The 14,661-nt window shown below is 68.6% G+C and carries 13 protein-coding genes, 2 tRNA genes and 1 pseudogene; 11 read left to right on the forward strand and 5 right to left on the reverse strand.

Annotated features, from left to right (window positions below; all coding sequences use genetic code 11):
• The 5 genes from yidC to rpmH all read right to left on the reverse strand — a co-directional run bounded on the left by yidC (position 1) and on the right by rpmH (position 1,855).
• On the reverse strand, positions 1-816 hold the full coding sequence (gene yidC, locus ET495_RS12985; RefSeq protein ID WP_342770105.1) for a membrane protein insertase YidC: 816 nt from the start codon (positions 814-816) through the stop codon (positions 1-3).
• Positions 807-947 carry a hypothetical protein gene (locus ET495_RS19475; RefSeq protein ID WP_342770106.1) on the reverse strand — a complete coding sequence of 47 codons (141 nt, stop codon included), beginning with the start codon at positions 945-947 and terminating at the stop codon, positions 807-809. Before ET495_RS19475 ends, yidC begins: the two co-directional genes overlap by 10 nt.
• Before the next feature lie 62 nt (positions 948-1,009).
• A complete protein-coding gene (yidD, locus tag ET495_RS12990) occupies positions 1,010-1,339 on the reverse strand; it encodes a membrane protein insertion efficiency factor YidD (RefSeq protein ID WP_129205152.1) in 330 nt (109 codons plus the stop codon).
• Positions 1,336-1,779, reverse strand: a complete 444-nt coding sequence (gene rnpA / locus ET495_RS12995) for a ribonuclease P protein component (protein ID WP_342770107.1) — start codon at positions 1,777-1,779, stop codon at positions 1,336-1,338. The genes yidD and rnpA overlap by 4 nt, the downstream gene beginning before the upstream one ends.
• Complete coding sequence (gene rpmH, locus ET495_RS13000) at positions 1,718-1,855, reverse strand: 50S ribosomal protein L34 (RefSeq protein ID WP_012895733.1); 138 nt, start codon at positions 1,853-1,855, stop codon at positions 1,718-1,720. Before rpmH ends, rnpA begins: the two co-directional genes overlap by 62 nt.
• Before the next feature lie 461 nt (positions 1,856-2,316).
• Between rpmH and dnaA the strand changes: the two genes are divergently transcribed.
• The 11 genes and pseudogenes from dnaA (at position 2,317) to ET495_RS13050 (ending at position 14,624) form a co-directional block, all read left to right on the forward strand.
• The gene (gene dnaA / locus ET495_RS13005; RefSeq protein WP_129205154.1) at positions 2,317-3,729 is read left to right on the forward strand and encodes a chromosomal replication initiator protein DnaA; all 1,413 of its coding nucleotides are present in this window, start codon (positions 2,317-2,319) and stop codon (positions 3,727-3,729) included.
• A 536-nt stretch (positions 3,730-4,265) separates the two neighbouring features.
• Positions 4,266-5,399 carry a DNA polymerase III subunit beta gene (gene dnaN, locus ET495_RS13010; RefSeq protein WP_129205155.1) on the forward strand — a complete coding sequence of 378 codons (1,134 nt, stop codon included), beginning with the start codon at positions 4,266-4,268 and terminating at the stop codon, positions 5,397-5,399.
• 73 nt (positions 5,400-5,472) lie between these two features.
• Positions 5,473-6,363, forward strand: a complete 891-nt coding sequence (gene gnd, locus ET495_RS13015; protein ID WP_129205156.1) for a phosphogluconate dehydrogenase (NAD(+)-dependent, decarboxylating) — start codon at positions 5,473-5,475, stop codon at positions 6,361-6,363.
• Positions 6,364-6,432: 69 nt separating this feature from the next.
• Positions 6,433-7,735: pseudogene (gene recF / locus ET495_RS13020) on the forward strand (DNA replication/repair protein RecF).
• Positions 7,736-7,805: 70 nt separating this feature from the next.
• Positions 7,806-8,324 (forward strand): DciA family protein, encoded by a 519-nt coding sequence (locus tag ET495_RS13025; RefSeq protein ID WP_129206033.1) that lies wholly within the window; start codon positions 7,806-7,808, stop codon positions 8,322-8,324.
• Positions 8,325-8,612: 288 nt separating this feature from the next.
• Positions 8,613-10,721 (forward strand): DNA topoisomerase (ATP-hydrolyzing) subunit B, encoded by a 2,109-nt coding sequence (gene gyrB / locus ET495_RS13030; protein ID WP_425471137.1) that lies wholly within the window; start codon positions 8,613-8,615, stop codon positions 10,719-10,721.
• Positions 10,722-10,766: 45 nt separating this feature from the next.
• Positions 10,767-13,334: a DNA gyrase subunit A gene (gene gyrA / locus ET495_RS13035; RefSeq protein ID WP_129205158.1), complete on the forward strand. Its 2,568-nt coding sequence runs from the start codon at positions 10,767-10,769 to the stop codon at positions 13,332-13,334.
• Between the two features lie 19 nt (positions 13,335-13,353).
• On the forward strand, positions 13,354-14,133 hold the full coding sequence (locus ET495_RS18230) for a DUF3566 domain-containing protein (RefSeq protein WP_211340845.1): 780 nt from the start codon (positions 13,354-13,356) through the stop codon (positions 14,131-14,133).
• 98 nt (positions 14,134-14,231) lie between these two features.
• A tRNA-Ile gene (locus ET495_RS13045) sits at positions 14,232-14,305 on the forward strand.
• A gap of 79 nt (positions 14,306-14,384) precedes the next feature.
• Positions 14,385-14,504 carry a DLW-39 family protein gene (locus ET495_RS18235; RefSeq protein ID WP_211340846.1) on the forward strand — a complete coding sequence of 40 codons (120 nt, stop codon included), beginning with the start codon at positions 14,385-14,387 and terminating at the stop codon, positions 14,502-14,504.
• A 44-nt stretch (positions 14,505-14,548) separates the two neighbouring features.
• Positions 14,549-14,624 (forward strand) — tRNA-Ala (locus ET495_RS13050).
• Positions 14,625-14,661: the final 37 nt, after the last annotated feature.

Genomic DNA, 14,661 nt, shown 5'->3' on the forward strand with positions numbered 1-14,661 from the left:
TCAGCCCTTCTTCTTGCGGTTCTTGCGCTGCGGCTGCACTCGCTGGCCGCTGATCTTCGGTGTCTCAGTGTCCGTCGTCGTCTCCGGGACGATGCCCTTCGCCGCGAGCTTGCGTGCCTGCCGCTCCCTGAATGCGCGCTCGGCCTCCGAACCCGGTGCCGGCATGCGCTTGATCGTGTAGAACTGCTGCCCCATCGACCACAGGTTCGTCACGGTCCAGTAGATAAGGACACCGACCGGGAAGTTCACGCCCGACACCGCGAACACCAAGGGCAGCACGTACAGCATCATCTTCTGCGTGCTCGCCATCGGGCCTTCGAGCGCGGCCTTCGGCATGTTCTTCATCGTGAGCTGGCGCTGCGTGGTGAAGGTCGTCACCGACATGGCGACGATCAGGATGATGACCACCACACGGGCCGCGGTGTTGTCCGTCTGCAGGAAGACGTCGGACAGCCGTGCCCCGAAGAGGGTCGACGACTCGATGTCGTGGGCGATCGTCTGGTTGATCGGACCGATGCCGTCGTGGGTGCCTGCGGAGATGTTCTTCAGGTTGTTGAGAACCCTGAACAGGGCGAAGAAGATCGGAGACTGGAGCAGGATCGGGAGGCAGGACGCGAACGGGTTGGTCCCGTGCTTCTTGTAGAGCTCCATCGTCTCGCGCGTCATCGCTTCACGAGACGCAGGGTCAGACTTGCCCTTGTACTTCTTCTGCACGGCCTGAAGCTCCGGCTGCATGATCTGCATGCCGCGGGAAGCCTTGATCTGCTTGACGAAGAGCGGGATCAACGCGACTCGGATCACGAGAGTCAGCGCCACGATGGCCAGGACCCACGCCGGTCCGGGCCGTGGCCGAACCCGATGTTCGCGAAGAGCCAGTGGGCTCCCGTCATGATCCAGGCGACGACCCATTCGATGGGATAGAGCAGTGCGAAAAGCCCGCTGTCCATGAGGCTCGAGTCTCCTTGTATACATCTGAGGTCTGGGGACCCGGGGCGCGGGCCGGGAAAGTTCAGTGCTGGTGCGCGTGTGTCGCTGCGTCACCGTGGGCGCCTACGGTGGCGGCGACGTCGTCTCGTTTCAGGGACGTCCGTCGCGGCCGGGCAGGCGGGACGTCGTCCACGCCGCCAAGGCTCCACGGGTTGCAGCGAAGGATGCGCCACAGCGCCAGCCCTGTGCCCCGGAGCGCGCCATGCGTGCGGATCGCCACAACGGCGTAGTGGGAACAGGACGGGTAGTACTTGCAGGTCGGCCCCGTCATTGGGGAGACCACGACTTGGTAGACGCGGATCATCCCCACCAGCACGCTCGCGGGGATGTCGCGCAGACTCTCCAGCTTCATGCGGACCTCGTCACACGCACGACCGCCTTCTCCGTGGCGGTGGTGAGGTCGCGCCTGAGTTCCGCGAACGTCGCCCTTGACGCCGCGGGCAGGGCGCGTACGACGACGCGCCCTCGTTCAGGAAAGCCATTGTTGCCTGGGTCACCCATCATCGCCCTGGCGATCTCGCGAAGTCGGCGCTTCACGAGGTTTCGCTGCACGGCGTTCCCCACGGCTTTGGAGACGACAAAACCAACCTGCGGTGCCGCATCCCCCTCGTCGTCGACGAGCAGGTGCACCACGAGAGTGTCACGTCCCGCACGCGCGCCCCCGCGCACCGTCCGCCCGAACTCGGCGGGACGACGCAGCCGGTGCGCCGAGGGCAGCACGTGATGGTCGTCAGGCCGAAAGCTCGACGCGGCCCTTGCGGCGGCGCGCCGCGAGGATGGCGCGGCCGGCACGGGTGCGCATGCGCAGCCGGAAGCCGTGGGTCTTCGCGCGGCGACGGTTGTTCGGCTGGAAGGTCCGCTTGCTCACGAGGTTGCTCCTGATTGACGTCGGGTGCGGGCACGCCGCCCGACGGGTCGACGATGCTGGTCCTGGCCGGGTGCTCGGACCTGGTGTCCGGGCGGAGGTCCGACCGCGCCGTTCCGGGAAGATCCCACGGAAAGCAGGCGCGCGAAAGCACCCGGGACGGCTGTCCAACGCTACGCGGCGCTACCCCTGATGGTCAAACTCCAGGTTCTCTCGGCCTGCCTCGTCGCACATCACACCGAACGCGTCTGGGCGCTCCAAGGTGTCGTCCACATCACTGTCCACAAGATCCACAGGGTGTGGACAACTATGTGGACAGCCGGGATGTGCCAACGGCTGCGTCGTGACACACTCCCAGTTCTCACCACCCCACGCAAGCCGAAAGTCACCCTGCGGACCGAGACCACGCCCCGCTCGCTGGGACGGCACCATCGGGACACCACATGTAGTGAAGGAGCGCCGTCTTGGCGGACGAGGACATCACCCGGGTCTGGGCACAGACCCTCGAGGTGCTTGAACAGCGACCCGACATGACGGCACGCCAGCTCGCCTTCGTACGCCTCGCCAAGCCCATGGCGGTCGTGAACGGCACCGCCTTCATCGCCGTGCCTCACGAGCAGACGCGCACCTACCTGGAGACGAGCGTGCGCGACCAGCTCATCTCGTCGATGTCGTCGGTGCTCGGCTACGACGTCAGGTTCGGGATCACCGTCGACCCCGAGCTCAGCGCGGAGAGCCTCACCGGCCCGACGCAGGACTACATCGAGCCCGAGCAGGTCGACGAGCCCGCGGCCGTCCTGCCCGTGCCTGAGCTGCCGGCCGCTCCCCGGACGTCGGCCGAGCCCACGCGCCTGAACCCGCGGTATGTCTTCGAGAGCTTCGTCATCGGAGCATCGAACCGCTTCGCGCACGCCGCCGCCGTCGCCGTCGCCGAGGCCCCGGCCAAGGCGTACAACCCTCTGTTCATCTACGGCGACTCTGGGCTCGGGAAGACGCACCTGCTGCACGCGATCGGGCACTACGCCCACAACCTCTACCCGCACGTGCGTGTGCGCTACGTGAACTCCGAGGAGTTCACCAACGACTTCATCAACAGCATCGGCGACAACAAGCAGGGCGCCTTCCAGCGCCGCTACCGCGACGTCGACGTCCTGCTCATCGACGACATCCAGTTCCTCCAGGGCAAGGAACAGACCATGGAGGAGTTCTTCCACACGTTCAACGCCCTGCACAACGCCAACAAGCAGGTCGTCATCACGTCCGACGTGCCGCCCAAGCAGCTCAACGGTTTCGAGGACCGACTGCGGTCGCGGTTCGAGTGGGGCCTCATCACCGACGTCCAGCCCCCGGACCTCGAGACGCGCATCGCGATCCTGCGCAAGAAGGCCGCCAGCGAGCGGCTCGACGCATCGCCAGAGGTCCTCAGCTACATCGGTTCGCGCATCTCGACCAACATCCGTGAGCTCGAGGGCGCACTCATCCGCGTCACGGCCTTCGCCAACCTCAACCGTCAGCAGGTGGACCTCCCGCTCGCCGAGATCGTCCTGCGGGACCTCATCATCGACGACGACCCGACCGAGGTCACGCCGGCGATGGTCATCGCGCAGACCGCCGCGTACTTCGGGCTCACCATCGAGGACCTGTGCGGCAGCTCCCGATCCCGCGTGCTGGTCACCGCGCGCCAGATCGCGATGTACCTGTGCCGCGAGCTGACCGACCTGTCGCTGCCCAAGATCGGGCAGCAGTTCGGCGGCCGCGACCACACCACGGTCATGCATGCGAACAAGAAGATCGCTGGTCAGATGGCCGAGCGTCGCTCGACCTACAACCAGGTCACCGAGCTCACGAGCCGCATCCGCCAGCAGCACCGCGGCTGATCTCAGCGGTCCGGACGCCCCACCGTCCACAGACGTGTACGCCGTCGGAGGCGCCGAATTCCGCCGCTTGTACGACTGATACCCACAGGTGTGGACAAACATGTGGACGGTCCACGCTCACATGACACCGGTCACCATGCACACCTGTGCACAATCCTGTGGACGGCTGTGGAATACCCCGCTCCGTGCTGTGGACGTCACCCCCCACTTCGGTGGACGGCTGTGGGCGACGAATCCCCCGTCCACACCACCCACCAGTCCACCCACTGCCTCACCCCCAGTCGGTCCACACCGAGAAACCGCGTCTGACCTGGGCAAACAGTCGTTGTCCCCAAGTTCCACAAGTGCTACTACGACGACGACTGCACTCCAAGAAGGAATCCACCTCGCCTTCATCGGGTCCGACCGTGCGCCCGCACCGACGCCTTCAGCCACGAACGCCATCGCCGTCGTACACACACGACCTTCCCGCGTGCCGTGCGTCCCACGACTCGCGTAGGGTGCGACTACACAAGAGCCTCGAGCGAGGGAGTGGAATGAAGTTCCGGGTCGACCGTGACGTACTGGCTGATGCCGTGACCTGGACCGCGCGCACCCTCCCCACACGCCCGCCCGCGCCTGTGCTCGCCGGTGTCCGCATCGAAGCCGATCCCACCGGCGTGATCAGCCTCTCGAGCTTCGACTACGAGGTCTCCGCCCGGTCGGAGATCCCAGCCGAGGTCGCGGAACCGGGTGTGGTCCTGGTCTCGGGTCGTCTCCTGGCGGACATCGCGCGCGCTCTTCCCCACAAGCCGGTCGAGGTCGCACTCGACGGCACCAAGGTCGTCGTGACCTGCGGAGCCTCACGGTTCACGCTGCTGACGATGCCCGTGGAGGACTACCCCACGCTGCCGCAGATGCCCGAGCTGAGCGGCACCGTCTCGGGCGACGCACTGACCCACGCCGTCGCACAGGTCTCGGTTGCCGCCAGCCGCGACGAGACGCTGCCGCTCCTGACCGGTGTGCGCATGGAGATCGAGGGCGAGCGGATCACGCTGCTCTCGACCGACCGCTACCGGCTCGCGCTGCGCGAGCTCACCTGGACCCCCGCGACGCCAGGGTTCTCTGCCGTCGCGCTCGTCAAGGCGAAGACGCTGACCGACGTCGCAAAGTCCCTCGGTGCAGGCGGCGGGCTCGTCAACATCGGCCTGTCCACGGGCGCGGGGCTCGACCTCATCGGCTTCGAGGCCGGCGGCCGCCACACGACGTCGCAGCTCGTCGACGGCGACTACCCGGCCGTGCGCCGCCTGTTCCCGGACGCGACGCCCATCCACGCCGTCGTCCCCACGCAGGCGCTCATCGACGCTGCCCGCCGTGTGTCGCTCGTCGCCGAGCGCAACACGCCCATCCGCCTCGCGTTCGCCGAGGGTCAGGTCGTCCTCGACGCGGGCCAGGGCGACGACGCCCAGGCCTCCGAGGCGCTCGAGGCCGTCCTGGTCGGCGAGGACATCACGGTCGCGTTCAACCCGCAGTTCCTGCTGGACGGGCTGTCGGCGCTCGGAACGGACTTCGTGCGCCTGTCCTTCACGCATCCGAACAAGCCGGTCGAGTTCACGGGCCAGGAGTCCCTGGACGGCGAGGACTCCTCCGCGTACCGCTACCTGCTGGTCCCCATCCGCTTCGCCGGCTGACCGACCAGCCAGACAGCGCCGGCGAGCGCCTGAGAGGGGCGCGGCCGGATCGTCTCACATCGAAGGAGCGAGCATGGTCAGCCACATCGGTCTTGTCGGTCTCGGCAAGATGGGTCACAACATGCGTGCCCGACTGCGCGCGGGCGGCATCGACGTCACGGGCTACGACCCGCGGCCCGAGGTGACCGACGTACCGACTCTCGCGGCGCTGGTGGACGCGCTGCCGGCGGGGCAGCGCGTGGTCTGGGTCATGGTTCCCGCCGGCGAGCCGACCCGCGCGGTTCTCGCGGAGCTGCGCACGATCCTGACCAGCGGTGACATCGTCATCGAAGGCGGCAACTCGCACTACGCGGAAGACCAGGAGCGCGCTGCCGAGCTTGCCGGGAATGGCATCGGCTACGTCGACGTCGGCGTCTCGGGAGGCGTCTGGGGCCTGGAGAACGGCTACGGCCTCATGGCGGGCGGCTCGGCCGACGACGTCGCGGCGCTCATGCCCGTGTTCGACGCGCTGCGCCCTGAAGGCCCGCGCGAGGAGGGCTTCGTCCATGCCGGCCCGGTCGGTGCCGGGCACTTCGCCAAGATGGTCCACAACGGCATCGAGTACGGGCTCATGCAGTCGTACGCCGAAGGCTACGAGCTGCTCGCGGCCAAGGATCTGATCACGGACGTCCACGGAACGTTCAAGGCCTGGCAGCGTGGCACCGTGGTCCGCTCGTGGCTGCTGGACCTCATGGTGCGCGCGCTCGAGGACGACCCTGAGCTTGCCAGGCTCGATGACTGGGTCGAGGACTCGGGTGAAGGGCGCTGGACGGTCGACGAGGCGATTGCCGCCGCTGTTCCGCTGCCGGTCATCTCCGCAGCGCTGTTCGCGCGCTTCGCATCGCGTCAGGAGGCATCGCCGGCCATGAAGGCGGTCGCGGCGCTGCGCCAGCAGTTCGGCGGGCACGCGGTCAAGCCCGCGTAGTGACCCCGGCCACCCGCTGCCGGGGTGTGCGAGGGCGAGCTTAGGGCTGATCGACGACGGGGAGGGTGGATGTACGTCTCGCACCTGTCGCTGCTGGACTTCCGGTCCTACGCCTCTGTCGACGTCGAGCTCGAACCCGGGCCGAACGCGTTCGTGGGCCGCAACGGTCAGGGCAAGACCAACCTCGTCGAGGCGATCGGCTACATCGCCACGCTCGGCTCGCATCGTGTCGCGAACGACACCCCGCTCGTGCGCGCGGGTGCGGAACGAGCGATCGTGCGCACGCGCGTCGTACGGGGTGATCGGGCGTCGACGATCGAGCTCGAGATCGCGCCGGGTCGGGCGAACCGGGCCCGCATCAACCGCGGGCAGCCTGGGCGGGCTCGGGACGTGCTCGGCATCCTGCGTACCGTGCTGTTCGCGCCCGAGGACCTGGCGCTGGTCAAGGGCGACCCGGACGGCCGCCGTCGGCTGCTCGACCAACTGGTGGTGCAGCTGCTGCCGCGCGCAGCGGGCCTGCTGGGCGACTACGAGCGGGTCCTGCGCCAACGGTCGGCCCTCCTGAAGTCCCTGCGCGGGGTGCGTGCAGCGGGGCGCGGCGTCGATCTGTCGACGCTTGACGTCTGGGACGCCAAGGCTGCGCAGCTCGGGGCCAGATCCTCGCAATGCGACTCCAGCTGGTGCAGGCGCTACGCCCTCAGGTCCACACCGCGTACGCGCAGGTCAGCGACTCGGACGGCGACGCCGAGCTGGGCTATCGCGCGAGCCTCGACGCGTTCGCTCCCGGAGACACGGCGGGGCCGGGCACCGAGGGGCGAAAGACGACGGCGCTGCGGGCGAAGGCATCCTCCCGGCCCGCGCGGACGCCCCCGTGCCGTCGGCCGCGGAGCTCGAGAAGGCGCTCCTGGACGGCATGGCGGCCGCGCGCGGGCGAGAGATCGAGCGGGGCGTGAGCCTGGTCGGCCCGCACCGCGACGATCTCGTGCTGACGCTCGGTGGGCTCCCGGCGAAGGGTTATGCGAGCCATGGCGAGTCGTGGTCGTTCGCGCTCGCGCTGCGGCTAGCCTCGTTCCACCTGCTCGGGGGCTCGGGCTCGGCATCCAGCGGCGTCGACGTACCGACGACCGCCACACCCGTGAGCGCGAGCGGCCCGATGTTCTGGGACCCCGACCAGGGCACCGACGCGGACCCCGTGCTCGTGCTCGACGACGTCTTCGCCGAGCTCGACGTCCGCCGTCGCGAGCGGCTCGCAGAGCTGGTAGCCCCGGCGCGTCAGGTTCTGGTGACCGCGGCCGTCCCGGACGACGTGCCGCCGGGCCTTCTGGCGGCGCGGTTCGAGGTGACCACCGGCCGGGTATCCCGTGCTGCCTGATCCTGGCCCCGACGTGGCCCCCGCCGTCGGCGTCGGTGCCGACGACGCCCCCGGCGAGGCAGCGCCCGACGTGTCCGCCGCGCAGGTTCCTCCGACCCCGCCCGCCGAAGTCGCGCGCGCCGCGCTCAACCGGGCGCGGGCGGCGGCCCGGGCCAAGGGGCTGCGCCCGGGCTCGCCCGCTCGCCGCTCCCCGCTCGCGGAGCCGCGCACGTCGGGCGCTGGTCCGACGGCGCGTGACCCGCAGCTTCTGTCGGACGTCGTGGGCCGGCTGCTGCGTGACAAGGGCTGGCGGGCCGAGGTGTCGGTGGGCGGCGTGATCGGGCGGTGGCGCGAGGTCGTGGGCGACCAGATCGCGGAGCACTGCGTGCCCGAGGCGTTCGAGGACAAGGTGCTGGTGGTGCGTGCGAGCTCGACGGCCTGGGCGACGCAGGTGAGGTTGCTGGTGCCGACGCTGCTGCGGAGGCTGTCGGAGGAGGTCGGCGAGGGCGTGGTCGACGACGTGAAGGTGCTGGGGCCCGCGGGACCCGGTTTCCGTCGTGGTCCTCGTTCGGTGCGCGGGGGCCGTGGCCCGCGTGACACCTGGGGCTGAGATGATCCACCCCGCACGGTGCGGCATGGTGAGACACGGCGGGGCACGGCGAGGGTCTGTCCACCGGCCTGTGGACGATCGTCCGCAGATGTGGAGAAAGCTGTGGAAGAACCCGCTCCCCAGGCGTCGTCGACGCTCATCCCAAAGCGCCCGCATCCGCGGATTTCAGCCCCGAGACGGTAGACTGGACAGGTCGTCCCGGCGTCGCCGGGCCCTTGATGGATCCGCCACCCGAAGCCGTTCCCGGCTCGTGGTGCGCCTCCCGCGGGCCCGCGCCGGGAACGCGACATGCACCGGTACCGCGGTGCGAACGGACAGCGAGGAGCGAACCGGCCTGTGACGAATCGGAATGACGGCGGATACGACGCCGGGAACATCACCGTCCTGGAAGGTCTCGAGGCCGTCCGCAAGCGTCCGGGCATGTACATCGGCTCCACCGGGGAGCGTGGCCTCCACCACCTTGTGTACGAGGTGGTGGACAACTCGGTCGACGAGGCGCTCGCCGGCTACGCCGACACCATCGACGTGACGCTCCTGGCCGACGGGGGTGTCCGGGTCGTCGACAACGGCCGTGGCATCCCGGTCGCCGTCCACCCCACCGAAGGCCGGCCGACCGTCGAGGTCGTCATGACGATCCTGCACGCCGGCGGGAAGTTCGGCGGCGGTGGATACGCCGTCTCGGGTGGTCTGCACGGTGTGGGCATCTCTGTGGTCAATGCGTTGTCGACGCGCGTGGTCACCGAGGTCGCGCGCGACGGCGCACGGTGGCGCATGGAGTTCGGCAACGGCGGCCACCCGGTCACCGAGCTCGAGCGGCTCGAGGACACGCAGGAGACGGGTACGACCCAGACGTTCTGGCCCGACCCGGAGATCTTCGAGACCACAGAGTTCGACTTCGAGACGCTGCGCGCCCGGTTCCAGCAGATGGCGTTCCTCAACAAGGGGCTGTCCATCCGCCTGACGGACGAGCGCGCCGGACATGCGGACCTTCAGGACGAGGTCGTCGGCAGCGCCGAGCATCCGGCGCAGCCGCGCAAGGACGCCGACGGCGTCGTCGTCGCCGACCTTGACGACGACCCCGCCACCCCTCCGGTGCGGACGGTCACCTACCGCTACGACGGGGGCCTGACCGACTACGTCAAGCACCTCAACGCGGGCAAGAAGGTCGACCTGATCCACCCCGAGGTCATCGACTTCGAGGCGGAGGACACTGAGCGGCGCATCTCGGTCGAGATCGCGATGCAGTGGACGAGCGCGTACAGCGAGTCGGTCCACACGTACGCCAACACCATCTCGACGACGGAGGGTGGCACGCACGAGGAGGGCTTCCGTGCGGCGATGACCACGCTGGTCAACTCGTACGCACGGGACAAGGCCATCCTCAAGGACAAGGAGGACAACCTCACGGGTGATGACATCCGCGAGGGCCTGACCGCCGTCGTGTCCATCAAGCTCGGCGAGCCGCAGTTCGAGGGCCAGACGAAGACCAAGCTCGGCAACACCGAGGCCAAGACGTTCGTGCAGCGCGTGGTGCGTGAGCAGCTCACCGACTGGTTCGACTCGCACCCCAGCGAGGCCAAGGACATCATCCGCAAGGCCATCCAGGCGTCGCAGGCGCGCATCGCGGCCCGCAAGGCGCGCGAGGCGACCCGACGCAAGGGCATCCTGTCGAGCGGTGGCATGCCGGGAAAGCTCAAGGACTGCCAGTCCAACCGCGCCGAGGAATGCGAGATCTACATCGTCGAGGGTGACTCGGCCGGTGGTTCCGCCGTCCGTGGGCGCAACCCGCACAACCAGGCGATCCTCCCGATCCGCGGAAAGATCCTCAACGTCGAGCGCGCGCGTCTCGACAAGGCGCTGTCGAACCAAGAGGTCCAGTCGCTCATCACGGCGTTCGGCACCGGCATCGGCGAGGACTTCGATCTCACCAAGCTGAGGTACCACAAGATCATCCTCATGGCCGACGCCGACGTCGACGGCCAGCACATCGCGACCCTGCTGCTCACGCTGCTGTTCCGGTACATGCGACCGCTCATCGAGCACGGGTACGTGTACCTCGCGATGCCGCCGCTGTACCGGCTCAAGTGGTCCAACGCGCCGCACGACTACGTCTACTCCGACAAGGAGAAGGACGCGTTCATGCGGGAGGGTCTCGCCGCCGGCCGGCGCATGCCGAAGGACAAGGGCATCCAGCGCTACAAGGGTCTGGGTGAGATGGACTACCAGGAGCTGTGGGAGACGACCATGGACCCCGACCACCGCACGCTGCGGCAGGTCACCATGGACGACGCCGCCGCGGCCGACGAGATCTTCTCCATGCTGATGGGCGAGGACGTCGAGTCCCGCCGCAGCTTCATCCAGCGCAACGCCAAGGACGTCCGCTTCCTCGATATCTGAGCCGCCGCGCACAGATATCCACAGGAATCAGGAAGGAACTGATTGATGACGGACGAGACCACGCCGCTGCCCGATCTCCCCGAGGTCCACCACGGTCGGATCGAACAGGTCGACCTCAACCTTGAGATGCAGCGCAGCTACCTCGACTACGCGATGAGCGTGATCGTCGGCCGCGCGCTGCCCGACGTGCGCGACGGCCTCAAGCCCGTCCATCGTCGCGTGATCTACGCGATGTACGACGGCGGCTACCGGCCCGATCGCGGTTTTAGCAAGTGCGCCCGCGTCGTCGGCGACGTGATGGGCAAGTACCACCCGCACGGCGACTCGGCGATCTACGACACCCTGGTGCGTCTTGTCCAGGACTGGTCGCTGCGCTACCCGCTCGTCGCCGGCCAGGGGAACTTCGGCTCCCCCGGCAACGACCCCGCGGCCGCCCCGCGGTACACCGAGTGCCGCATGGCTCCGATCGCCATGGAGATGGTCCGGGACATCGACAAGAACACCGTCGACTTCCAGGACAACTACGACGGCGAGGAGCAGGAGCCCGTCGTCCTGCCCGCGCGGTTCCCGAACCTGCTGGTCAACGGCTCGGCCGGCATCGCCGTCGGCATGGCCACGAACATCCCGCCGCACAACCTGCGCGAGGTCGCCGAGGGCGTGCGCTGGCACCTGGCGAACCCCGAGGCGACGCGCGAGGAGCTCCTCGCGGCGCTCATGCAGCGCGTCAAGGGCCCCGACTTCCCCACGGGCGCGCAGATCCTCGGCACCAAGGGCATCGAGGAGGCGTACCGCACGGGCCGCGGGTCCATCACGATGCGCGCGGTGGTCAACGTCGAGGAGATCCAGAACCGGATCTGCCTGGTGGTGACCGAGCTGCCCTACCAGGTCAATCCGGACAACCTCGCCGCGAAGATCGCCGACCTGGTCAACGACGGTCGCCTGGCCGGCATCGCCGACATCCGCGACGAGACCTCGGGCCGCACCGGGCAGCGGCTGGTGATCGTGCTCAAGCGCGACGCCGTCGCGAAGGTCGTGCTCAACAACCTCTACAAGCACACGCAGCTGCAGGACACGTTCGGCGCGAACATGCTCGCGCTGGTCGACGGCGTGCCGCGAACGCTGAGCCTCGACGCGTTCATCCGTCACTGGACGACGCACCAGATCGACGTCGTGCGCCGCCGGACGGAGTACCTGCTCGCCGACGCCGAGAAGCGGATCCACATCCTGCGCGGCTACCTCAAGGCGCTCGACGCGCTCGACGAGGTCATCGCGCTCATCCGCCGCTCGCCGGACGCCGAGCAAGCCCGCCTGGGCCTCATGGAGCTGCTCGACGTCGACGAGGCGCAGGCCAACGCGATCCTGCAGCTCCAGCTGCGGCGCCTCGCGGCCCTCGAACGCCAGAAGATCATCGACGAGCACGCCGAGATCGAGGCCGAGATCATCGACTTCCGCGACATCCTCGCGAAGCCGGGACGCCAGCGCAGCATCGTCGGGGAGGAGCTCGACGGCATCGTCGAGAAGTACGGCGACGAGCGCCGCACCCACATCCTCCCGTACGACGGCGACATGTCGATCGAGGACCTCATCCCCGAGGAGGAGGTCGTCGTCACGATCACGCGCGGCGGCTACGCCAAGCGCACCCGCAGCGACGCCTACCGCCAGCAGAAGCGCGGCGGCAAGGGCGTGCGCGGCACGCAGTTGCGTGAGGACGACATCGTCGAGCACTTCTTCGTCACGACGACGCACCACTGGCTCCTGTTCTTCACGAACTTCGGCCGGGTCTACCGTGCGAAGGGCTACGAGCTGCCCGAGGGGTCGCGCGACTCCAAGGGTCAGCACGTCGCCAACATGCTGGCCTTCCAGCCGGGTGAGCGGATCGCCCAGGTGCTCGACCTGCGCGACTACGACGCCGCCGAGTACCTCGTGCTCGCCACGCGCCGCGGCCTCGTCAAGAAGACCAAGCTCCAGGAGTACAACTCGCCGCGCTCGGCCGGCCTCATCGCGATCAACCTGCGCGAGGACGAGGACGGTCAGCCCGACGAGCTCATCGGTGCGATGCTCGTCGACTCCGAGAACGACATCATCCTGGTCTCGCGCAAGGGGCAGTCGATCCGTTTCCCGGCCAACGACGAGAGCCTGCGGCCGATGGGGCGTGCGACGTCCGGTGTCACGGGCATGAAGTTCCGCGACGGCGACGAGGTGCTCTCCGCGGCGGTCGTCCGTGAGGACGCGTACCTGTTCACGGTCACCGAGTCGGGCATGGCCAAGCGCACGGCGCTGTCGGTCGAGAACTACCGCCAGCAGGGCCGTGGCGGTCTCGGCATCCGTGTCGCCAACCTGCCCGAGGAGCGTGGCGACCTGGTCGGTGCGCTCGTCGTGGACGAGGACGACGAGGTGCTGGTCATCATGGAACGCGGCAAGATCGTGCGATCGGCGGTCGACGAAGTGCGTGCCACGGGCCGAACGACGCAGGGCGTGACCTTCGCCAAGGCGGACCGGGGTGATCGCATCATCGCCGTCGCACGGAACGTCGAGCGACGTGACGACGAGGAGTCGGCTAGCGTGGACGGCGTGTCTGCGCCGGGCGAGCCCGCGGACGCCGACGAGAAGTGACCAGGACGCGAGGGAAACGATGACGACGAAGAACAAGGCCACGGGTAGCGTCGCGCCCTCGGTTCCCCCGGTTCCGCCACCGCCGACCTCGGAGACGTCGGACGACGCCACCCGCGCGGGCGCCGTCAACGCCGCGCGCGCAGCCATCGCGGCGGCTCGTGACGCCGCCAAGCGCATCCAGCCGGGCCTGGATGCGGCGCAGGGGTCCGCTGAAGCAGCACCGCCCTCGGCCGGTCGACCGACCTCGGACACGAAGCCCAGCCGCCCGCAGGGCAAGTCCGGCAAGTCCGGCAAGACGGCTCGTCCCGAGATGCACTACGACGTCGGCGGCGTGCGCCTGACTCCCGATGGCGCCGCGGCGTCCGGTCAGGGTGCCCCTGCCGGAGCGGCCGCGCGGCCGGGCGGTCCTCAGATCGCCCCGCTCTCGGGCGCGGCTGGCCCGCGACGCGTGCGCCTGACCGTGTCACGCGTCGACCCGTGGTCGGTCATGAAGCTGGCGTTCCTGCTCGCCGTCGCGATCGGCATCATGATGGTCGTCGCGGCGACGGTGTTCTGGTACGTCGTCGACGGGCTCGGCGTCTTCGACTCGATCCAGCAGTTCGTCAACCAGGTCGTCGGCGAGCAGACCGACTTCGACATCACGCAGTTCGTGGCCGTCGACAGGTTCGTCTCGCTCGCGACGCTCATCGCCGTCGTCAACGTGGTGCTGCTGACCGCGCTCGCGACGATCATGGCGCTGCTGTACAACATCACGGCGGCACTGGTGGGCGGCATGCACGTGACCCTGACCGACGACTGACGCCATCGTCACAGCCCACGCTGCCCGGACCGTTTTGGTGGGCGGCCACGGCTGAGGTAAGGTTTCGTGCTGCACGCGCCGCGCGAAACGGCGGGTACGGGGCTATAGCTCAGACGGTTAGAGCGCTTCCCTGATAAGGAAGAGGTCGGAGGTTCAAGTCCTCCTAGCCCCACTCACACGGCGTCCTGGCGAGACTCGCGGGGACGCCGTCGCCGCAACGGCAACGCGTCACCCAGACGAGGAGGCATTCGATGAAGAAGCTGCTCTTGCTTCTGATCGCGGCAGCGGCGGGCTACGTCGTCTGGCGTCGGATCTCCGGCGGCAACGCGGAGCGCGACCTGTGGTCTGAGGTCACGGACGCGCTCGAGTGAGTGTGGCGCCCCTGGCGGGCGCGACGACACGCGAGAGCGTGAGCGGGGCCATGGCGCAATTGGTAGCGCACCTGCTTTGCAAGCAGGGGGTTAGGGGTTCGAGTCCCCTTGGCTCCACCACACGGAAGGGCCGCTGACACAGGTCGGCGGCCCTTCT

The organism is Xylanimonas allomyrinae, assembly GCF_004135345.1.
In the GTDB taxonomy this organism is placed as follows: domain Bacteria; phylum Actinomycetota; class Actinomycetes; order Actinomycetales; family Cellulomonadaceae; genus Xylanimonas; species Xylanimonas allomyrinae.